Source organism: Tahibacter harae, from assembly GCF_024437735.1.
GTDB classification, from domain to species: domain Bacteria; phylum Pseudomonadota; class Gammaproteobacteria; order Xanthomonadales; family Rhodanobacteraceae; genus Tahibacter; species Tahibacter harae.
The window spans coordinates 132,881-153,012 of sequence record NZ_JANFQO010000004.1; the positions used below are offsets into that span (position 1 = coordinate 132,881).

At 67.7% G+C, this 20,132-nt stretch carries 17 protein-coding genes; 7 read left to right on the plus strand and 10 right to left on the minus strand.

What is annotated here, in order from left to right; all coding sequences use genetic code 11:
- The first annotated feature begins 70 nt into the window (after positions 1 to 70).
- From NM961_RS05620 to NM961_RS05640, 5 genes are all read left to right on the plus strand, one after another.
- Positions 71 to 2,137, plus strand: coding sequence for a DUF7452 domain-containing protein (locus NM961_RS05620; RefSeq protein ID WP_255912565.1), 2,067 nt, complete (start codon positions 71 to 73; stop codon positions 2,135 to 2,137).
- Positions 2,138 to 2,231: 94 nt separating this feature from the next.
- A complete protein-coding gene (locus NM961_RS05625; protein WP_255912567.1) occupies positions 2,232 to 2,783 on the plus strand; it encodes a hypothetical protein in 552 nt (183 codons plus the stop codon).
- A 124-nt stretch (positions 2,784 to 2,907) separates the two neighbouring features.
- Positions 2,908 to 3,486 (plus strand): LOG family protein, encoded by a 579-nt coding sequence (locus NM961_RS05630; protein ID WP_255912569.1) that lies wholly within the window; start codon positions 2,908 to 2,910, stop codon positions 3,484 to 3,486.
- A 3-nt stretch (positions 3,487 to 3,489) separates the two neighbouring features.
- Positions 3,490 to 3,927: a hypothetical protein gene (locus NM961_RS05635; protein WP_255912571.1), complete on the plus strand. Its 438-nt coding sequence runs from the start codon at positions 3,490 to 3,492 to the stop codon at positions 3,925 to 3,927.
- A gap of 227 nt (positions 3,928 to 4,154) precedes the next feature.
- Positions 4,155 to 4,379, plus strand: a complete 225-nt coding sequence (locus NM961_RS05640; RefSeq protein ID WP_255912573.1) for a hypothetical protein — start codon at positions 4,155 to 4,157, stop codon at positions 4,377 to 4,379.
- A gap of 155 nt (positions 4,380 to 4,534) precedes the next feature.
- Here NM961_RS05640 and NM961_RS05645 read toward each other — a convergent pair whose 3' ends face one another.
- Entirely contained in the window at positions 4,535 to 5,188 is a 654-nt protein-coding gene (locus NM961_RS05645; RefSeq protein ID WP_255912575.1) for an NAD(P)-dependent oxidoreductase, read from the minus strand.
- 113 nt (positions 5,189 to 5,301) lie between these two features.
- On the opposite strand from NM961_RS05645, the gene NM961_RS05650 reads away from it, so the two are divergent.
- Positions 5,302 to 6,216: a LysR family transcriptional regulator gene (locus NM961_RS05650; protein ID WP_255912584.1), complete on the plus strand. Its 915-nt coding sequence runs from the start codon at positions 5,302 to 5,304 to the stop codon at positions 6,214 to 6,216.
- A 123-nt stretch (positions 6,217 to 6,339) separates the two neighbouring features.
- On the opposite strand, the gene NM961_RS05655 is transcribed toward NM961_RS05650, so the two are convergent.
- Together NM961_RS05655 and NM961_RS05660 are read right to left on the minus strand one after the other, a co-directional pair.
- A complete protein-coding gene (locus NM961_RS05655; RefSeq protein WP_255912586.1) occupies positions 6,340 to 7,674 on the minus strand; it encodes a delta-60 repeat domain-containing protein in 1,335 nt (444 codons plus the stop codon).
- Between the two features lie 155 nt (positions 7,675 to 7,829).
- Complete coding sequence (locus NM961_RS05660) at positions 7,830 to 8,717, minus strand: phosphate/phosphite/phosphonate ABC transporter substrate-binding protein (RefSeq protein WP_255912588.1); 888 nt, start codon at positions 8,715 to 8,717, stop codon at positions 7,830 to 7,832.
- A 228-nt stretch (positions 8,718 to 8,945) separates the two neighbouring features.
- Between NM961_RS05660 and NM961_RS05665 the strand changes: the two genes are divergently transcribed.
- Positions 8,946 to 9,329 (plus strand): YciI family protein, encoded by a 384-nt coding sequence (locus tag NM961_RS05665; protein ID WP_255912590.1) that lies wholly within the window; start codon positions 8,946 to 8,948, stop codon positions 9,327 to 9,329.
- A gap of 16 nt (positions 9,330 to 9,345) precedes the next feature.
- Here the strand turns inward: NM961_RS05665 and rarD are convergent, their stop codons facing one another.
- The 7 genes from rarD to aceE form a co-directional block, all read right to left on the minus strand.
- Positions 9,346 to 10,233: an EamA family transporter RarD gene (gene rarD, locus NM961_RS05670; protein WP_255912592.1), complete on the minus strand. Its 888-nt coding sequence runs from the start codon at positions 10,231 to 10,233 to the stop codon at positions 9,346 to 9,348.
- An 85-nt stretch (positions 10,234 to 10,318) separates the two neighbouring features.
- Positions 10,319 to 10,663 carry a hypothetical protein gene (locus NM961_RS05675; RefSeq protein WP_255912594.1) on the minus strand — a complete coding sequence of 115 codons (345 nt, stop codon included), beginning with the start codon at positions 10,661 to 10,663 and terminating at the stop codon, positions 10,319 to 10,321.
- 21 nt (positions 10,664 to 10,684) lie between these two features.
- Positions 10,685 to 12,115 carry an MFS transporter gene (locus NM961_RS05680; protein WP_255912596.1) on the minus strand — a complete coding sequence of 477 codons (1,431 nt, stop codon included), beginning with the start codon at positions 12,113 to 12,115 and terminating at the stop codon, positions 10,685 to 10,687.
- Positions 12,116 to 12,260: 145 nt separating this feature from the next.
- On the minus strand, positions 12,261 to 14,897 hold the full coding sequence (locus tag NM961_RS05685) for a hypothetical protein (RefSeq protein WP_255912605.1): 2,637 nt from the start codon (positions 14,895 to 14,897) through the stop codon (positions 12,261 to 12,263).
- 89 nt (positions 14,898 to 14,986) lie between these two features.
- Positions 14,987 to 16,186 carry a PQQ-dependent sugar dehydrogenase gene (locus NM961_RS05690; RefSeq protein WP_255912615.1) on the minus strand — a complete coding sequence of 400 codons (1,200 nt, stop codon included), beginning with the start codon at positions 16,184 to 16,186 and terminating at the stop codon, positions 14,987 to 14,989.
- Positions 16,187 to 16,430: 244 nt separating this feature from the next.
- Positions 16,431 to 17,087: a TonB family protein gene (locus tag NM961_RS05695; RefSeq protein WP_255912626.1), complete on the minus strand. Its 657-nt coding sequence runs from the start codon at positions 17,085 to 17,087 to the stop codon at positions 16,431 to 16,433.
- Between the two features lie 237 nt (positions 17,088 to 17,324).
- Positions 17,325 to 20,012: a pyruvate dehydrogenase (acetyl-transferring), homodimeric type gene (gene aceE / locus NM961_RS05700; RefSeq protein WP_255912636.1), complete on the minus strand. Its 2,688-nt coding sequence runs from the start codon at positions 20,010 to 20,012 to the stop codon at positions 17,325 to 17,327.
- Between the last annotated feature and the right edge of the window lie 120 nt (positions 20,013 to 20,132).

Here is a 20,132-nt window from a genome sequence, read left to right on the forward strand (position 1 = left end):
GCCGGCGTTGCTTGTCCTGCACGCTCGCGCAAATGCGCTTACTGCTCCGTCAATGCCACGGAGTCCCCGCATGTCCTCTGCCATCCGCCTGATCGTTCTCCCGCTCTGCCTGCTGCCCGGCCTGGCCGGTGCCGGCGTTGCCGCCTCGGTCTGGCCCGGCGCCGCGCCGTGCAACACAACCTTGCAGGCCTGCGTCGACGCGACGCCGAACGGCAGCGGCGTGGTCATCGTCACCGACACGCCGATTGCAGAAAACATCAATCTGTACAACCGCAGCATTTCGCTGGTCGCCGGCACCGGCCGGAAACCGAATTTCGCGCCGGGCCACTGGATCTCGGTCACCGCCGCTGCCATCCATGGCAACCAGGACGTCACCCTGCGCGGGCTGCGCCTGACCAATGCCTATGTCAACGCCAGCTACGGCGGCGTGGGCACGGCGCGCTACGATTTCTCCGGCCTGGTGCTGGAGCAGGATTCCGGCGCACCGACCTACCTGCGCGTGGAAGCCCGCAACGGCGCGACGGTGGAAGCGCGCGTCTACGACAACCGGGTGCGCGCCCAGCCGTCCGGCCTCAACGCCGGCCTGATCGAACTGGCGGCCACCGGCGGCACCTTGAACGCCGAGGCCTACTACAACCAGATCGACAACACCTCCGCCGTCGCCACCGACGGCGCCGGCCTCTTCGTCGACGTGACCTCGGCCGGCGCCGGCCGCTACAAACTGCACGGCAACCGCGTGCGCGGCGGCTTTTTCCGCTCCGGTATCTTCGTCTCCGAAGGGCTGTTCTCCAGCACCACCAGCAGTTTCGAGGCGCGCGTCTACAGCAACGTGGTGGTCTGCGCCGACCCCGGCGGCAGCGGCAGCGGCGGATCGGGCATAGGCTTCACCGTGAACAACGGCAGTATCAGCGCACAGGCCCTGAATAACACGCTGACGCGCTGCAATTTCGGCATCTCCGCCAATAACTGGTCCGGCGGCGGCGGCGCCGACGCGACGATCAGCGGCGTGGTGAAAAACAACCTCATCGTCGGCACGCGCGGCCTGACCTTCACGGCGGCGCTGACTCCATCGCTCAGCAACGACTACAACCTGCTCAATGTGGCCAGCAACACCGCGCCGCTGGGCGCGAACACGATCACCGCCGATGCACGCCTGATCGCATTGACCGCGCCGCGCCTGCGCGCCGACTCGCCGGCCATAGATGCCGCCGACAACGCCGCGCTGGGCCTGGGCCTGATCTTCAACGCGCTGCCGACCAACGACGCCGACGGCCTGCGCCGCTTCAAGGGCAGCACTTCCGACAACGCCGATATCGGCGCCTACGAATACGGCGACCAGCATCTGCTGCACGTGGCGCGCAGCGGCAACATCAGCGGCCATATCACCACCATCGACAGCCCGCTGCTCAATGACCGGCCCGCCGCCAATCCCGTCGTCACCCCGCACTGGAATGGCTCGGGCGCCGGCGTGCCCAACGATGCGGCGCTGGGCATCTACTACAGCGGCGGCCGCTGGCGCCTGTTCAACGAGGATGTCGCCATCGACATGCCGCCGAACGCCGCCTTCAACACCTTCGTGCCGGCGGGCGGCGGCGGTTCCTTCCGCCATGTGAGCAGTGCCGGCAACAGCAGCGCCTTCGTCACCCAGCTCGACGACAGCTCGGTCAACAACCAGCCCGAGCGCATCATCCTGGTCACGCAGAACTGGAGCGCCGGCAGCGGTATCTACAACCCGCATCCCATAGGCCTGGACTACCTGCCTGGCTCCGGCGGCGGCCGCTGGCGCATCGTCAATATCGACCTGGCCGGCAGCATGCCGCTGAGTGCCGGCTTCAACGTCTATGCGCAGCAAGCCAGCCCGAATGCGTTCCGCGTCAGCCGCAGCGTGAGCGGCAACACCATCGAGCTGGATCATCCGCTGCTCAACGACACCGCCTGCGCCCGGCCCCAGGTCACGCGCATCTACGGCGGGGCCGCCGTGCCGCGCCATTTCGACGTGTACTACGGCAGCGGCAACGGGCGCTGGCGCATCTACAGCTATTCCGCGCTCAACGCCGCCGATGCGTTCAATGTGCTGGTCGATCCGGCCCAGGTAGCCGACTGCACCGACCGCATCTTCGCCTACGGCTTCCAATAAGCCGTGTTGCCGGCTGCGCCCGTCCGCGCCTGTGCGCGGCGGGCCGCGGCCGGCTGGCGTGGAGCTTGCTGGTTCAGGTGCACGGAGGTGCGCCATGACCGCGATACTCACCGACACTGCCGCCGTCGCCCTGTGGCAGGACCTGATCCGCGAAGCCGGCCGCAACGGTGCCGCGCCGCTGGATGAGGACAGCGAGGCTTATCTCGTCTTCCTGCTCATGCGCCATCTGCGCGACGCCGGCCTTGCTGGCCATGTGCTCGCGCTGGACTACCTCAACGCGCGGCAGGAAACGCCGCGGCGCGAGGCACTGCGCGATGTGGGCGACCGCTGCCTGCTGATCGCCGGCCTGTATCCGCACCAAGCCCAGCGCCGCCTGGTCGGGCTGGATTATTTCCTCAACCTCGGCACCCAGGCCTATGCCGAACTCGCCGCGGGTGCCCGCGCCGCCTGGGCCGAACTCTACCGCAGCCTCGCCGCGGGCTTCGCCCGGCTGGTGCGCGTACTGGTCGAAGTGCGACGCCTCGGGTCCGGACATGACGCGATCAGCGCCCTGGACCGGCACAGCCTGGCCCTGGCCGACCCGGCCGCGGCCGCACTGGAATTCCCCGGCGCCATCGTCATCGCCGGCAGCCGGCACAGCTGCTGAAGCAGGCGGCTGCACCGGCCCCTGGCCGCAGTGCGGGCGCGACTGCGGCAGTACGGACAAGCGCCGGGCCGCCGCAAGCGGACTGGGCGTAGAATCCCCTCCTTTCCGCCCGGGGAAACCGACCATGCGCATCTGCGTCTACTGCGCCTCCAGCGACGGCGCCGATCCCGTCTACCGCGAAACCGCCTACCGCCTCGGCGAAGCCATCGCCCAGGCCGGCGCCACCGTCGTCTACGGCGGCGGCGGCAAGGGCCTGATGGCCGCCGTGGCCGATGGCGCCTTGTCCAAAGGTGGAGAAGTCATCGGCATCATCCCGCGCTTCATGATCGAAGTGGAATGGCAGCACCCCGGCCTGGCCAACCTCGAAATCGTCGAGGACATGCGCGAACGCAAGCACCGCCTGCTCACCGGCTCGGACGCCGTGATCGCCCTGCCCGGCGGCAGCGGTACGCTGGAGGAACTGTTCGAGGCCATCACCCTCAAGCGCCTGGCGCTGTACTTCAACCCCATCATCCTGCTCAACACGAAGAACTTCTACGCGCCGCTGCACGCCTTCATGCAGCAGACCGTGCGCGAGCGCTTCATGAACCCGCAGCACATCGATATGTGGTCCATGGTGGATGAAGTCGACGACGTGATCCCGCGCATCCGCGCCACGCCGCGCTGGAGCGAAGATGCGCGAAGTTTTGCGGGCGTGCGCTGAATCATGTCCGCGCCCATCCCGCTGCAGACCAATGCCTACGGCATGCTGCAGAGCGGCCATCCCCACGATGCCGCGCTCGACAGGCTCGAATTCCGCGACGGCACGCTGAGGCTGGGCTGGAAGAAGGAGGACGGTGCGCGATACCGGCTGGAACTTGGCGCGATACATCACCAGTGCCTGACCCATTTTCTCGGCGTGCAGATCCTCTCGGAAATCTATATCTGGCCGCTGGCCGACGCGAGCAAGGCCGCCACCATACCGGCCGCCGCCTGGGGCACGCTGCTCTCATCGACCTGCCGCGCAGAGAAAATTCCCGCCGAGGCCACCCGCATCACGGTACAGCACCCCGGCGCCAGCTTCGTGCTGTGCGAATTTTCCTACGGCGGGGACATGGCGGTGATCTGCGAAACCGTAGCGCTGGTCCAGGAAGGCACGATCTGACCACAGCCACCTGAGGTTCGCCGCAGCCGCCGCATTGCTGGAGAAGCAGGGTTCCGTAGCTGGCCACCGTCGCGAGGGCCGTCGCACAGCGCTGCTTCGCCGGCATTCATTGGCGTCCCGGGTTCAGCCTGGACGCGGGCCTCACGCCCCTCGGCGGCAATAGCGATACCGTCATCTACCGCGCACCGGGCGAAATCCAGCGCGGCACGCTGGAGACCCTCTATCTCATGCCCTATGGCCAGTTCTTCATACTCGGCTGCACCGATGCGGATGAACTGACCACGCGGCTGCCCTCGCTGACGGATCTCGATAGCTGCATAAGCCTGTTGCACGATCATCTGGTCTGGGCCATCGGCTACTACAATGAAATCGGCGGGCAGGTGACGTTCGCGCGCGAGCGCGAGATCGCCTGGCGCCAGGTCCTCGACGCACTGGATGACGAATTGCGTTGAGCCGATGCAGGCTTGGCTTCGGGGGCCCGGCAGTTGCATCGCCCACGGCGTCAAACTGATGTCGCTTGCGATACCGGCTTTACTTGGAAAACCTGGGCCGGGATGCCGCCCAGGCTTCCGCATGGCTGTGCCGGACAGCCCCATTGCGCCCAACGTCAGGACGCGACCGTAAACCGCCTTCTCACCTGCTGCGGCCGCTCGATCTCATCCACGATCGCCACCGCGAGGTCGGCGACGCTGATACCCGCCGGCTTGTCGCCATCCATCGGCACGTCGTCTCCGCCGACCCGGTAGTTGCCGCTGCGCGCACCCGGCGCTAGTCCCACCGGCGGCGAAACAAACGTCCAGTCGAGTTCCTGCTCTTCGCGCAGCCCCGTCAGCGCTTCCCGTGCGGCCTGCGCGCCCGGGACGATATTCGGCGGTACGTGGTCGAGGAATTGCGGCGTATCGACCAGTTGCACGCCCGGCGCGACCTGGAGACTGCCGGCGCCGCCGACGACAAGCAGCCGCTTCACGCCCGCCTGCTTCACGCCGGCAACGATGGCGTTATGGCCACGCAGGAACTGGTTGTACAGGTCCGGCGCGTCCCAGCCGGGGTTGTAGGCGCTGATCACGGCGTTCTGGCCGCGCACGGCGGCGGCGACCTGGGTGGCGTCCTGAGCGTCGGCCTGGACCACGTTCAGGCCAGTGCGGGCAGCGAGCTTGGCGGGGTCGCGCACCAGTGCGGTGACGCTGTGGCCACGCTGCAGCAGTTCTTCGAGCACGGCACCACCGACGAAGCCGGTGGCGCCGATCAGGGCGATATTCATGGGTTCTCCTGCGGTATGGATCTGGTCGGAAATTCGACCGGCGCAGGTTATCGGCTTCACAATCGGCGGATTAGCCCGGAAAATCGCGAAACATTCTTAAGCTGGACTTCACAGTGGATGACTGGAAGGCCCTGGCCGTCTTCGCCAGCGTGGTGCGCCACGGCTCCATGAGCGCGGCCGCGCGCCAGCTCGGGCTGAGCACTTCGGCGATCAGCCAGCAGGTGCGTGCGCTGGAGCAATCGCACGGCGTGACCCTGCTGCACCGCTCCACGCGCAAGCTGGCGCTGACCGACGCGGGCGAGCGCGTCTACGCCGAATGCGCGCGCATGGTCGAGGCCGCGGAACGCGCGCAGCAGCAATTGCGTACGACGCGCGATGCGCCTTCGGGCGAATTGCGCCTGGCCGCGCCGATCGGCTTCGGCCCGTATATCGCACCGGCGCTGACGCCGCTGCTCGCGGCGCATCCGGCGCTGACGCTGCGCCTGCTGGTGGACGACGCGATGATCGACCTGATCGATGCGCGCATAGACCTGGCCGTGCGTGTAGGCCGCCTGCCGGATTCCAGCTGGGTCGCGCGGCGCCTGTGCGCGATCGAGCTGTGGCTGTGCGCGGCGCCGGCTTATCTGCAGCAGCACGGCCAGCCGCGCACGCCGGAGGAATTGCTGGGCCGGCACTGGCTCAGCCAGGGCGGCGCGCGCGGCAACGAAGGCATGGGCCTGCTGCTGCACTTGCAGCACGACGGCGGCCAGCAGCGCACGCTGCGCGTGGAGCCGCGCGTCAGCAGCAACAATCAGCTGCTGTTGCAGCAGATGTGCCTGGCCGGACTGGGCCTGGCCCTGCTCGGCAGTCCGGACGCCCATGCGGATATACAGGCGGGACGCCTGCAGCGTGTACTGCCGGAGTGGCGCCTGCCGGTGCTCGATGTCTGGGCGCTGACGCCGCAGCGTGATGCGCAGCCGGCCAAGGTGCGCCATGCGACGGAAGCCCTGGCCGATTATCTGCGCAGCCTGCCGGGCATGCTGCCCTGAAGCGCGCGTTGAAATTTCGGATACTATTTCACTTTTCAACGACGCCCCAGGATTACCGATCTTGGGGCGCGTCATGAACGGGATCGGCGCCGATGCGCGCAACCGGCGCGCATCGGCACCAGCTCACTTGATGAATCCGTCCGCAAAGATCACATCCGTATCCAGCCGCGCCGCCACGAAGTCATAGCCCTGCCCGGGCGCCGTCAGCGCATGCCCGACGACGACGGGGCGGCCGTTCTGCAGCACCATCGCGGCGGCCTGCTCGGCCTCGCCGGGCAGGCCGAAGTCGATGCTGCGCTGGCCGGAGGTGCCGAAGCTGGCCTGCAGCACGCCGGCCGTGGTCATGGCGACCACATGCAGATCGGTTTCGTCGTCAGCGCGGGTGCCCAGCACTACCGGACTGCCGTCGGCGCGCAGTTTTACATCGTTGATGATGAAGTGGCCGCTGCCGTCGATGATCAGCCCGCCGCCGGCAAAGTTCGCCATAGGCGAACCGCCCGGCGAGACCGCCTTGATCGCGCCCTTGCTCACGCCGCCGACCGTGGTCTGCCCGGCGATGAAGAAAACGCCGTCGCTCTTGCGCACGGCCATCGCATTGCAGATCTCGGAATTCTGCTCGGCGTCGAAGGTGTAGGCGGCCCAGCCGTCGAGGCTGAAGCTGGTATCGAGCGCGCCGTTGTCGCTGCGCAGACGCGCGGCGAGCATGTCGGTCTGGAGAACGCCGGGTGCGCGCACCGAGCCGCACAGCAGGATGCTGCCGCCGTTCTGGGTGGTCCAGGCGACCGCATGCGGCAGGGTCGCATCGCCGAGGTCGATGAAGGCAATGCCGTCGCCGGAGAAGGTGTTGTCCACCGTGCCATTGCTGTTGAGACGCACGACCGTGCCTATGTATTTCTGCGCGAGGTTGCGCGAGTAACCGACCAGCACGATCTTGCCGTCGGGCTGCACCAGGATGTCCTGGACGAAGTCGTTGCCGTTCACGATGGGATTGATGAAAACGCAGGCGACGTTGTTGCCCTCGAACAACACGGTGGTACCAGTCTCTGGGCTGTGGTTGCACACACTGAAATAAGCATCGTCGCCGAAGTCGCGCCGCGCAGCGACGAGAATGTAGCCGTTGCTGGCGAAGGCCGCGCCGGCCGGCGACTTGGACCAACTCGACGTCGTTACGCTGCGGCCGCCTACGCCGAAGCTCTGGTCGATGTGGCCGTTGGGCAGCAGGCGCGTCATGCCGGTCTGGAACAGGCCGTCGGCGGTCTTGACCTGGCCGACGATGTAGGTGCGGTTGTCGCTGTCGATCAGGGCGTCGACGGCCTGCTCGGTCGGCGGCGAACCCAGATCGAACGGGACGATCACGCGGCCGTCGGCCTGGGGGCCGTAAGAAGGATCGAGATTGCCGTTGGCCGAAGCCAGGGCGCTGAAGGCGAAGGTGCAGGCGGCAAGCAGGCGCAGTTTCATGGGATTCCCGGCAGCAAGAATGGACTTGCTGGGGCATACGCAGGCTTGACGGTGCAGGGATCAGGCGGCGGCTTCTGGCCGCCGCGGGATTCGGGATTCGCTGGCGGTTCGCCGCACTTTCGCTTTTACGAATCCCCCATCCCCAATCCCGGCTCTCAAAGCAATTTCTCCAGCGCCGCGCGACCCGCCGCAGGATCGGCAAAGCCCGCCGTCAGCGCGTCGTACGGCGCGGCCTGCACCGGCACCAGGCGCGTGGCGCCGGCGGCTTCGGACCAGGCCTTGACCAGGCCCTGCAGCGCCGCCGAATCGGCCTCCAGCGATTGCAGCAGCGCGGCGACGCGGGCGCAGGGCAGCTGGCCGTCGTCGCGGCAGACGACGGGACCCGGCGGAATCGGCGGCGAGCGCCACAGCGCGACCAGATCGGTACCTCCGCCCTGCTTGTGCAGCGCCTGCCAGGGCGCGTCGGCGAGCGCAGCCAGGTCGGCGCTGCCATCGGCGAGGCTGGCCAGGGCCGCGTCATGCGTCCCCGCGTATTTCACCGAGCCGAAGCCGGCGCGATCCAGCCCCTGCGCGGCCAGAAACAGGTCCTGCACCAACCCGCCGGAGGTCGAACCCGGAATCACCTGGGCGTAGCGCAGCGCGCCCGCATTGCGCTTCAGCGCGGCCAGGTCGGCGGCCTTGCCGTCGCGCCGCGCCAGCAGCACGCCACGGTAGGCGTCCAGTGTCGCGGCCGGCACCTCGAACACGGCCGCGGCCTGCAGCCGCGGCTGCGCGCGCACGGCGAGATAGACGAACGTGTTGGTCACCGCCACATCGACCGTACCTTCGCGCAGGGCCTGGGCCAGCGCGCGCGGCGATTCCAGCAGGCGCACCGTCACCGGTTGGCCCAGCTCCGCGGCGAGCCGGTCGGCCAGCGGCTGCAGGGCCGCGGCGCGGTCGTACTTGGCGTACGCATAGGTGGCGACCACGGCAGTGCGCGGCGTCTGGGCCGGCGCGGTCGCGGATAGGCCCAACGCGGCAAGCAGCAGCAAAAAGCGATTCATGCAACATTCCCCGATCTGGCCGGCGCTTCGCACCGGATCATCGCTCAGACGCGAAACGCCGCGCCTTCCCTTCATCCTGCGCCATTGCGCGCGGCGCCGCCGGCGCCTCGCACTGGCAGCGCCGCGCGCGCCGGCTTATCGTCCGGGGTTCCGCCGCGGCGGCGTGTCTCGATCGGCGAGATCCTAGCGCGCTCTGCTGTCGGCCCTTCGTCCCTGGAGCCCGCCCCGATGAAATTCCTGATGCTGGTCTATACCGACGACGCCCTGATCGAAGCCCTGCCGCCCGGCGAATACGACCGCATGATGCGCGAATGCCTGCTGCACGCCGACGAACTGCGCGCCGAAGGCAAGCTGCTGGATTCGCAGCAGCTGGAACTGCCGCGCACAGCCAAGTCCATACGCAAGCGCGGCGACAAGGTCTCGGTGCTGGACGGCCCCTTTGCCGAGACCAAGGAAATCCTCGGCGGCTTCAACCTGCTGGAAGCGGCCGATCTGGACGAGGCCCTGCGCATCGCCGAGCAATTCCCCTGGACCCGTACCGGCAGCATCGAAGTGCGGCCGGTGCGCGATATCGACCTGGTGCGCGACTGCGTCGGCGCGCAGCGCGCCTGAGGCGCGCCGACGCAACTCAGACGGCGGGTGCCTTCTGCGCCCGCCAGGCGTCCCAGCTGAACAGCAGCAGCCCCAGCCAGATCAGGCCGAAGGTGATCGCGCGCGCCTGGCCGAAATGCTCGCCGTAAAAGCCCACGGCGAGCACGATGGCCAGCGATGGACTGATGTATTGCAGGAAACCGATCGTCGTATACGGCAGGCGCTGCGCACCGGCGGCGAACAGCGCCAGCGGTATCGTGGTGACCACGCCGGCGGCCATCAGCAGCAGGTCCAGCCGCAGCGACACATGGCCGAACTGGGCCGTGCCGCTGCTCCACAGATAGACCAGATAGGCCAGCGCCAACGGCACCATCAGCGCGGTTTCCACGCCCAGGCCGTTGAGCGCATCCAGCAGCACGCGCTTGCGCAGCAGGCCGTAGAAACCGAAGGTCAGCGCCAGCGCCAGCGACACCCACGGCAGCCGGCCCAGCTCATACACCTGATAGGCCACGCCCAGGCAGGCCAGCAGCACCGCGGCCAGCTGCAGCAGGCGCAGGCGCTCGCCCAGGAACAGCACGGCCAGCAGCACGTTGATGATGGGATTGATGTAGTAGCCCAGGCTCGCATCCAGCAGATGGCCGCTGTTGACCGCGAACACGAAGATCAGCCAGTTGGCCGTAATCAGGCTGGAACTCAGCGCCAGTGTGGCGAGCAGGCGCGGATTGTCGCGGTAGTGGCGCCAGCCCACGAAACGCCGGCTCAGCAGCAGCACCAGCGCGATCAGCACGGCCGACCAGATCACCCGGTGCACGATGATCTCCGCCGCCGGCACCTGCTGGATCAGCTTGAAATAAGCCGGCGCCACGCCCCAGAGCACGAAGGCGCCCAGCGCGTAGAACAGGCCGCGACGGTAGTTCGGATCCACGGATGGCTCGCGACGCAGGGCGGCCGCACAGTCTAGGCCGCAGGCGCTGCCTTGTATGCGGCATATGGCTAGCTTTTGGTCGAACTCAGCAGACCAGCATGCCCAGATCGATGCGGTCGCCGGGCTGCAGCGGGAAGTCCAGGTCCTGCTTGGGACAGATTTCCTCCGCACCGCGGATGACGTGGATATCGACGGGGAATCCCGCCTCCTCCGGCGGATCGCAGAACTCGAAGAACTTGCGCTCGCCCGGCTGGTAGCCCAGGTGGGAAATGTCCGTCATCGGCACCACGCGCACGCCGAAATGCGCCGCGTAGGCGTCCAGCGCAGCGCCCAGCGTGGCGGCCTCGGTGAAGAACGCGTTGGCGCCCTGCTCGGCATCCGGCTCCAGGCCGAAGAACCAGGGATTGGGTGGACCATGGATCTGTATCACGTTGAAATCTCCTGGATTTATTCAAGTAGCCGGCCGCTGCGCCACCTTGGGCTCGGCGATCTCGCCGCCGGGTTTCGCCTTGCCGGCCATTTCCGCGCCGGCGTCGGCCGGCAGCCGCCACAGCGCCCAGGCCGATGTCGCCGAAAGCAGGCCGACCACGGCGAAGGCGATGGTGAAGCTGGCCGGCGCGGTTTCCGCATGACCGCCGGCCATGGCCGCCAGCTGCAGCGCGTAGCCGCCTATGGCCACGCCCAGGCTCAGCGACAGCTGCTGCATCATGCCCGCCAGGCTGCTGGCCTGTCCCATGCGCGCGGGGTCGACCTCGGCATAGCTGATGGCATTGAGGCTGGTGAACTGCAGCGAGCGGAAGCAGCCGGCGAGCAGCAGCACGCCGGTGATGAACAGGTGCGGCGTATCGGCGCGGAACAGGCCGTAGCCGGCCAGCAGGGCCGAGGCGATCAGCGCATTGAACAGCAGCACGCGGCGGAAACCGTAGCGGCGCAGGATGCTGGCCGCCAGCGTCTTCATGAACATGGCGCCCGCGGCGGAGGCGAAGGTAATCAGCCCCGACTGCAGCGGATTCAGGCCGAAGCCCAGCTGCAGCATCAGCGGCAGCAGGAACGGCGTCGCGCCCACGCCGATGCGGAACAGCGAGCCGCCGAGCACGCCGGCGCGGAACGTGGGCAGGCGAAAGAGTTGCAGATCCAGCAGCGGCCGCGGATGGCTCAGCGCGTGGCGCACATAGGCGGCCAGTGCGGCCAGGCCCAGCGCCAGACAGCCCAGCGCCACCCACAGCGGCACCAGATGGCGGCCCACGGTGGAGAAGCCGAACAGGGCCAGCGCCAGGCCCACGCCGGAGAGCAGGAAGCCGTTCCAGTCCAGCGGCCCCGGCGGCTCGCGCAGATTGGGCACATAGCGCAATCCCAGGGCGATGCCGAGCAGGCCCATCGGAATATTGATCAGGAAGATCCAGCGCCAGTCGAACCAGGTCACGATCAGCCCGCCCAGCGGCGGCCCCAGCATGGGCCCGACCAGGGCCGGTATGGTCAGCCAGCTCAGCGCAACGACCAGCTCGCTCTTGGGCACCGTGCGCAGCAGCACCAGCCGCCCCACCGGCACCATCAGCGCGCCGCCCATGCCCTGGACGAAGCGCGCCGCCACCAGCGTAGGCAGCGAAACGCTCGCGGCGCAGCCGACGGAGCCCAGCAGGAACACGCCTATGGCCAGCACAAAGGTGGTGCGCGCGCCGAAGCGGTCGGCGATCCAGCCGCTGACCGGGATGAACACGGCCAGCGCGACCAGATAGGTGGTCAGCGCGAGCTTGAGCGCGACCGGCGCAGTGCCCAGGTCGGCCGCTATCGCCGGCAGCGCGGTGGCGATCGCGGTGGAGTCCATGTTCTCGATGAACAGCGCGCAGGCGATGATCAGCGGAAGCAGGCGCTCTTGCCTCATGCGGCGCCTTCCGTGGCGGTGATCGTCAGACGGCGCAGCGCGGCGGTGCCCATGGGCGCATTATCGCCGCGGCGCGTGATCCAGGCGTGTGCCAGGATTCACAGGACCTTGGTCCATGCGCCGGCGCCGCGAAACGCGTACGCGATCACTCGAAGCCGGCAGCGAACAGCGCGTCGCCGACCCTGGCCACACGCCACAGCTCGCGGCCGTGACGACCGTCGTCGGCGGCCAGGTAGGCGGCATCCGTTGTACGTCCGAGGTAACCGGGCAAGGAACTGCCCGGCCCGGGGAACAAGTCGCGCAGCAGCCGCACGTCGCTGCCGTCGGCAGTGATGACGCAGGGCTCATGCCCGATCGCGGCGGACATGCAGATAAACAACACGCGCTCCTCATCCAGCGCACCGAGCAGACTGTATGGCGTCAGGCCCGGCGGCAGTGCCACGGTGCGCGTACCCGCCGGCGTGCCGTCAGTGACGAAATAGCGCGTGGAGGTCCAGCCGACTACGACGAAGTGGGCGTAGCCGCCGGCTGCGGCCAGCCCGTGCACGACATCGCCGGACGCCGCCGGGAACAGCACGGCGGTGCCTGCCGCCGTGCCGTCGCTGCTGTACACCTCGGCAGAGTTGGCCAGGATCAGCCGTGACCCCAGGCGCAACACATCGCTGGCGGCCGGCGGGTACGGTGCAATACGCGCCGTACCCGCCGTCGTGCCGTCGCTCGCGTACAGGCCGCAATCCTGCGGCTGGCCCGACACGCACGCGCCGAATACCAGGCGGCCGCCGAGTTCAGGTACGGGCGGACTATACGCCCCCGGATATACGCTGACTCCGGCGACGCGGAAGGTGCCGGGCGCTGTGCCGTCGCTGCGCCACAGCCCACGCGCCGGCTCGCGATTTTCGGTATCGCCGAAGAACAGCACCACATTGCCGATGCTGCCGATCATCCGGTAGTAGCCGTTGAAACCCGGCCAGATCAGGCTTGCCGCCGGATCGCCGTCACGATAGGCGCAGAGGCTGTCCGGAGCGCCAGCCAGGTCGCAGCCGAACACCGCACCGCTGCTGCCCAGCGCCAGCATTTCTGAATACGTGGAATCATTCCACAGCGGCGTGGCGGCACTAAGTGCGGCATCGACGCGGTAGACCGCCCCGTACGGCGGTGAATCGGCGCTGGTGCGGAACAGCAGGCCGTCGCCGGCGCGCAGGATCTGCTGCGCCTGCAATCCATCGTACGCGCTGCGCGGAAGCCCCCAGGTGCCGGCTGCGGTGCCGTCGGTGCGCCACAGCGTCGATGCGTCGCCGCCGGCCGCCGGCGTGGCAGCTACATGGCTGAAGTACAGCACGTTGCCGATCGCAGGCTGCTGTATCCCGGTATAGCCGACACCGTGGGCGGTGGACTGGCGGATGTCAGCAATGCGATAACTGCCCGCGGCCGTACCGTCGCTGCGCCAGAGCTCTGCGCCGTATTCGTCGTAGCCAACGCCCACGGCGATGTCGCCGAGCACGGCTGGAAGGCCTTCGCGGAACTGGAAACCGGAAATCGTGCTGGTATCGCCGAACCCGGCGATGGTGCCGGTGGCGGTGTCGAGCCGGTAGTTCTTGAAATCGGCGGAGAAGACCAGGTTCGCGCCGATGCTGACCAGCTCCGGCTCCCAGCGCAGCACCTGTCCGGCCTGGACCGGGAATACGCTGCGCGTCCCTGCCGCGGTGCCGTCGCTGAGCACGACGCGATAAGTGCGATCGTTCACGCTGGCCTGCGCTGTCGGCGCAATCAGGACGAGCTTGCCGCCAATCGCACGCAGGCGCGAGTCGACCGCGAACGGCGCGGGCCAGCTCGCCAGCGGCTGTGCCTCGCCGGCGCGCCACAGGCGCTGCTGATCGGCGCTGCGATCGGTCAGGTAAGCCGTATCGGCCAGGGTCGCAAGGCCCGCGGGGACACCGTCGCCCTGGACCACGACACCGGTGCCGGCGACCGAGCCGTCGCTGCGCCAGAGCCGCCAGCCCGGCTGCCCCGCCGGCGATGGCTGCAGGAAATAGCAGTAGTTGGTACTGCGCGCGACGAAGGTGGTGGTGCCACCGTAGCTGCTGCTGTTGACCAGCTCCAGCGGCGTATTGGCGCTGCCGTCCAGCAGCAGCAGCGACTGCAGCGCATAGTTCCCGCTCGCTGCGAGCACGAGCCTGCCATCGGGCAGGGCGCAGAACCGGGTCATCTCCTGCCAGTTGGATGCGCCCGGCAAGACCGTGAGTTTGTGCGTGCCCGCGACGGTGCCGTCCGTCGTCCACAGGCTGTGATCGTGCTGCATGGAGAAATAGCTGTGCGTGCGGGTGGACTCGCGCGCTTCGACCACAGGTCCCAGGCCGTAGGTCTCGGGATAGTCGACCAGCAACTGCACCTCGCGTGTGCCGGTGTGCAGCGACCAGACGCGTTCGCGCTGGTTTTCACGGCCGGCGACGATGAGGTAGTCACCCGCCTGCCCGACCACCACCGCCCCGGAAGACGCCGGCCCCGGCACGATGTCGCCGAACAGTTCAGCCGAACCCGGTGTGCCGTTGCTGACGAAGATCTCCGCACCGCTCAGCGGCGTGGACGCGGTGAAATAGACCTTGCCGCCCTGGCTGTGGAAGGTGTGCAGCCACGAGCCTTCTTTCAGCGGCGCGGTATTGAAATCGCGAACCAGCTCCAGACTCACGGGACCGATCTCGGCAGCAGCGGCGGCGCCGGCCAGCAGCAGCGCGGCCACTGCACAACGACGAGCCCGGGTGGTCAGCGGTGCGGCAATGTTCATGAAACTTCCTGGGAAACTTGTTTATGTCGGTCCTGCGCACAGGCCGCGAATCATCGCCTCCAGTCCCGCGCAGGGCAATGTACGCCCGGTCAGAATTGGCCGGGCGAAGCCTGGAAACCGTCGCTGAAGATCGCATCCACGACCACGGCGCGGTAGAGCACCGCATCGTTGACGCCATAGCTGCCGACCCAGAGTTCGCCCTGGGCGGTCTGGCCGAAGGCGGTGGGATTGCGCGGCAGCGCACCGACCTGGGCCACGTCCCAGACCAGTTCGTCGGCGCTGCTGGCGGCGAATACGCGGTTGGAACAGAAATCCGCGTAGACGTAGCTGCCTTCGAGCTGGCTCAGCACCGTATTGCGCAGGCGCAGCCCGCCGATCACGGCGCAGCCGTCGTTGTGCGAATACTCGATCAGCGGCAGCCACAGCCCGCTGCTGTCGCAGCCCGCATTCGGATAGCAATGCGTGCCTTCCATGCGGTTCCAGCCGAAATTCACCCCGGCCGGTGTGGCCGCAGGCACCAGGCTGACCTCCTCCCACAGCGACTGGCCCACATCGCTGACCCACAGATCACCGGTGAGCGCATCGAAACTGAAACGGTAGGGATTGCGCAGCCCCAGCGCCCAGATCTCCGGCCGCGCGCCCATCGTGGCCAGGAACGGATTGTCGGCCGGGATGCCGTAGGGCTGGCCGGACGGAACATTGTTCACATCAATGCGAAGTATCTTTCCGTACAACTCCGCCAGCGACTGCGGATCGTGCACCGGCGTGAACGGCGGCCCGCCGTCGCCGCAGCCGATGTAGAGAAACCCGTCCGGCCCGAAGCGCACCTCGTTGCAGTTGTGGGTGGGGTGGGGCTCACTCAGGGTCAGCAGTTCCGTTTCCGACGCCGGATCCGCCGCCAGCACCGGCCCCGGCAGCAGGCGGAAGCGCGCGATACGCGAGGAATCGTCGCTGCGGATGTAGTGCAGATAGACATAGGGATTGGCCGGAAACGCCGGCGCCAGCGCGAACCCGGTCAGTCCCTGCTCGAAGCCGACCGAGCGCGTGCGGTCGGTGATATCGAGGAACGGTGTGGCCCGCAGCACACCGTTCTCCACCAGCCGCACCCGGCCGGACTGCTCGGCCACCCAGACCTTGTCTGGATAGAACGGCGTGGCGGTGATCGTGGTGAGGCGGTCCAGGCCGGTGGCTACGGGCTGGAATTGCAGCAGATTGGCGGCGCCGGCCATGCACAGCGGCGCCGCGGCGAGTACAGCGATGACGGCAATGCGCAAAGCCTGAGCGTTCACGCCGCCTCCCCCGAAAGCGGATACCAGCCGCCATTCTATAGCGTATGAAAACCGGCACGGATGCGGCCTGCGCGCGGCATACGGCGACGGCGCGCAGCACGTAGCGGCTGGCGCGCGACGCGGGCCTTTCGCACCCGGTGTTCGGGATTCGGGATGAAGGGATACGGAATTCAGAGCGAAAGGCGCGTTTACAAGTCCCGAACCATCAAACCCGCTCACCCATCGACCGCACGCTGCGGCAGCACTATTCGATGCTGTCTTCGATCAGCTGCAGCGGCGAATCCAGTGTCTGCACGCCGCCGCGTTCTTCTTCCGAGCACAGCTCGCGCTGCAGCGGCGTCGCGGCGAAGCAGAATGGCACCAGGATCCAGCCCGTACTCGGCCGGCCGGCGACCAGCTCGGGCAGGAAGCGCCAGTCCTCCAGCGCACGCCGCGCCGCGCGCACCAGCTTGTCCGGCGCGCCGGCGGATTCCACCGAAACCTGGCCGCAGCTGCCATCGTTGCGCACCCGGCAGCGCAGCAGCACGCCGCCGGCCTGGCCGCGTTCGCCGGCGTTGACGGTGTAGTCGGGCATGACCGTGCGCACGGCCTCCAGGCCGCTGTGCACGGCATCGACGACCGGCACCAGGCTCACGCCCTGCCGCTCCAGATGCAGCGCAATGCTCAGCGTGGTCTCGGTGACCAGCTCGTCGTGGGCGCCCTCGACCGGCTCGAAGCGCCAGTCTTCCATGCGCCGGCGCAGCTCGGTTTCGAGTTCGGGCGCAGGCGGGTTGCGGAATTCGGCGGCGATGATCGCACCGTCGGCGGAAACGCGTACGCGCGCGAACAGCATGGGCAGCGAGGTGTCGGCAGGCGCCGCCACCGTAGCGGTGGCCAGGGTCAGCAGCAGGGCCGGCAGCATGGGAATTCCTCCGCGCTGCCGCCGCCTGCGGCCAGGCGGCGGCTCAAGGGACGCTCATGGTGTAGCGGACGGCGGCGCGGCTCAAGGGATCAGGGCAGCTCCAAGCCGCTGGAGAACATCCTTCCGCCGCTGTGACGATTCGCCGGCGCCCAGGCCCATGAAGCCGTTGCCGATGAAGTAGTAGAGCACGATAGAAACCTGGGCCCGCATTCCAGCCGGAATGCGGGCCTGCGAACATCACACCGTGGTCGGATTGGCCTTGTCCGGATCGATCTTCCACTCCTTGATCGCCCGCGCCACGTCCTTGGCGTGCATCTTTCCTTCCGCGGCCAGCGCGGCAATCGCGGCCTGGGCGATGTAGTAGCGGTCGACTTCAAAGAAGCGGCGCAGGTTGGCGCGGGTGTCGCTGCGGCCGAAGCCGTCGGTGCCCAGCACGGTGTAGCGCATGCCGTCGGGCAGGAAGGCACGGATCGAATCGGCGTGCTGGCGCACGTAGTCGGTGGCGACGATGGCCGGGCCGGCGCGGCCTTCCAGGCACTGGGTGACATAGGCCTTGCGCGGCTTGTCTTCCGGATGCAGGCGGTTCCAGCGCTCGGCGTCGTGGCCGTCGCGGCGCAGCTCGGTGAAGCTGGGGCAGCTCCAGATGTCGCTGCTGACGCCGAATTCCTTCTCCAGCAGCTCCGCCGCGGCAATGACTTCGCGCAGGATGGTGCCCGAGCCCAGCAGTTGCACGTGCGGCGCGTTCTTCTTCGGCTTGCCGCCATCCTTGAACAGGTACATGCCCTTGATGATGCCTTCCTCGACGCCGGCGGGCAGGTCGGGATGGGTGTAGTTCTCGTTCATCACGGTGATGTAGTAGTACACATCTTCCTGTTCCGTGAGCATGCGGCGGGTACCGTCCTGCAGGATCACGGCGACTTCGTAGGAGAAGGTCGGATCGTAGGCCTTGCAGTTGGGGATGGAACCGGCCAGCAGGTGGCTGTGGCCGTCCTCGTGCTGCAGGCCTTCGCCGTTGAGCGTGGTACGGCCGGCGGTGCCGCCGATCAGGAAGCCGCGTGCGCGCATGTCGCCGGCGGCCCAGCACAGGTCGCCCACGCGCTGCATACCGAACATCGAGTAGAAGATGAACACCGGCAGCATGGGCAGGTTGTTGGTGCTGTAGCTGGTCGCCGCGGCGATCCAGCTGCAGGTGGCCCCGGCTTCGGTGATGCCTTCCTGCAGCACCTGGCCGGCTTGGTCCTCGCGGTAGTACAGCAGCTGGTCGGAATCCTGCGGCTTGTACTTCTGGCCGAACGGCGCGTAGATGCCGATCTGGCGGAACATGCCTTCCATGCCGAAGGTGCGCGCCTCGTCGGCGACGATGGGCACGATGCGCGGGCCTATGGCCTTGTCGCGCAGCAGCAGGTTGAGGCCGCGCACGAAGGCCATGGTGGTGGAGATTTCGCGCTCGCCGCTGCCCTTGGTGATCTGCTCCAGCGCGGCCAGCGCCGGCGTCGGCAGCGATTCGGATTTCTGCCGCCGCTGCGGCAGCGAACCGCCCAGCGCCGCGCGGCGTTCCAGCATGTACTGCACTTCCGGCGAATCCTTGCCCGGGTGGTAGTACGGCACTTCGGCCAGCTTGTCGTCGGCCACCGGGATGTTGAAGCGGTCGCGGAAGGCGCGGATCGCCTCGTCGTCCATCTTCTTCTGCTGGTGGGTGATGTTCATGGACTCGCCGGCGCCGCCCATGCCGTAGCCCTTGACCGTCTTGGCCAGGATCACGGTGGGACGGCCGTTGGCGTTGGTCATGGCTTCGGCATAGGCCGCATAGACCTTGTGCGGGTCATGGCCGCCGCGGTTGAGGCGCCAGATGTCCTCGTCGCTGAGGTTGGCGACCATCTCGCGCAGCTCCGGATACTTGCCGAAGAAGTGCTCGCGCGTATACGCGCCGCCGAAGGCCTTGCAAGCCTGGTATTCGCCGTCGACGGTTTCCATCATCAGCTTGCGCAACAGGCCCTTGGTGTCGCGCGCCAGCAGCGGATCCCAGTACGAGCCCCACACCACCTTGATGACGTTCCAGCCGGCGCCGCGGAACACGCCTTCGAGTTCCTGGATGATCTTGCCGTTGCCGCGCACCGGGCCATCGAGGCGCTGCAGATTGCAATTGATGACAAAAATCAGATTGTCCAGATTTTCACGGCCGGCCAGGGAAATCGCGCCCAGCGATTCGGGCTCGTCGGTCTCGCCGTCGCCCATGAAGCACCACACCTTGCGGTCGGACTTGGGCGTGAGGTCGCGGTGTTCCAGGTATTTCCAGAAGCGCGCCTGGTAGATCGCCATGATCGGGCCCAGGCCCATGGACACCGTCGGGGTCTGCCAGAAATCCGGCATCAGCCAGGGATGCGGATAGGAGGACAGGCCGCCGCCGTCGACTTCCATGCGGTAGCGGTCGAGCTGGGCTTCGCTGATGCGGCCTTCCAGGAAGGCGCGGGCGTAGATGCCGGGGCTGGAGTGGCCCTGCACGTAGAGCAGGTCGCCCGGATGGTTCTCGCTGGGGGCGCGCCAGAAGTGATTGAAGCCGACGTCGTACAGCGTGGCCGAGGAGGCGAAGCTGGCGATATGGCCGCCGAGTTCGCCCGGCTTGCGGTTGGCGCGCACCACCGTGGCCAGCGCATTCCAGCGGATCAGCGAGCGGATGCGCCATTCCAGCGCTGCATTGCCCGGGTTGCGCTGCTCGGCATGGCTGGGCACGGTGTTGACGTATTCGGTGGTCGGCTGGAACGGCAGGTGGCCGCCGGCGCGGCGCGTGGCGTCGACCATGCGCTCCAGCAGGTAGTGCGCGCGCTCCGCCCCGTCGGCGCCGATCACGGCGTTGAGGGCGTCGATCCATTCCTGGGTTTCGGTCGGATCGAGGTCCTGGTTGAGGATGTCCTGCAGCATGTTCATGGGTGTCCCTCCACGAACGCCTGGGCCTGGGGAGGAGCGGCGTTCTATTGCTGTTGTCGTTGGCATGAAAGCGGGCGCCAGGCAGCGGCGCATCAGCCGAAGTCTACCGGGTTGGCGGGA

What these genes read in the sequence shown, in the direction of transcription:
- NM961_RS05630 (WP_255912569.1), top strand. Translation starts at nt 2,908, where the DNA reads ATGCGCATCTGCGTCTACTGCGCCTCCAGCGACGGCGCCGATCCCGTC.
- NM961_RS05625 (WP_255912567.1), top strand. Translation starts at nt 2,232, where the DNA reads ATGACCGCGATACTCACCGACACTGCCGCCGTCGCCCTGTGGCAGGAC.
- NM961_RS05655 (WP_255912586.1), bottom strand. Translation starts at nt 7,674, where the DNA reads ATGAAACTGCGCCTGCTTGCCGCCTGCACCTTCGCCTTCAGCGCCCTG.
- aceE (WP_255912636.1), bottom strand. Translation starts at nt 20,012, where the DNA reads ATGAACATGCTGCAGGACATCCTCAACCAGGACCTCGATCCGACCGAA.
- NM961_RS05665 (WP_255912590.1), top strand. Translation starts at nt 8,946, where the DNA reads ATGAAATTCCTGATGCTGGTCTATACCGACGACGCCCTGATCGAAGCC.
- NM961_RS05645 (WP_255912575.1), bottom strand. Translation starts at nt 5,188, where the DNA reads ATGAATATCGCCCTGATCGGCGCCACCGGCTTCGTCGGTGGTGCCGTG.
- NM961_RS05695 (WP_255912626.1), bottom strand. Translation starts at nt 17,087, where the DNA reads ATGCTGCCGGCCCTGCTGCTGACCCTGGCCACCGCTACGGTGGCGGCG.
- NM961_RS05620 (WP_255912565.1), top strand. Translation starts at nt 71, where the DNA reads ATGTCCTCTGCCATCCGCCTGATCGTTCTCCCGCTCTGCCTGCTGCCC.
- NM961_RS05660 (WP_255912588.1), bottom strand. Translation starts at nt 8,717, where the DNA reads ATGAATCGCTTTTTGCTGCTGCTTGCCGCGTTGGGCCTATCCGCGACC.
- NM961_RS05680 (WP_255912596.1), bottom strand. Translation starts at nt 12,115, where the DNA reads ATGAGGCAAGAGCGCCTGCTTCCGCTGATCATCGCCTGCGCGCTGTTC.
- NM961_RS05640 (WP_255912573.1), top strand. Translation starts at nt 4,155, where the DNA reads ATGCCCTATGGCCAGTTCTTCATACTCGGCTGCACCGATGCGGATGAA.
- NM961_RS05635 (WP_255912571.1), top strand. Translation starts at nt 3,490, where the DNA reads ATGTCCGCGCCCATCCCGCTGCAGACCAATGCCTACGGCATGCTGCAG.
- NM961_RS05685 (WP_255912605.1), bottom strand. Translation starts at nt 14,897, where the DNA reads ATGAACATTGCCGCACCGCTGACCACCCGGGCTCGTCGTTGTGCAGTG.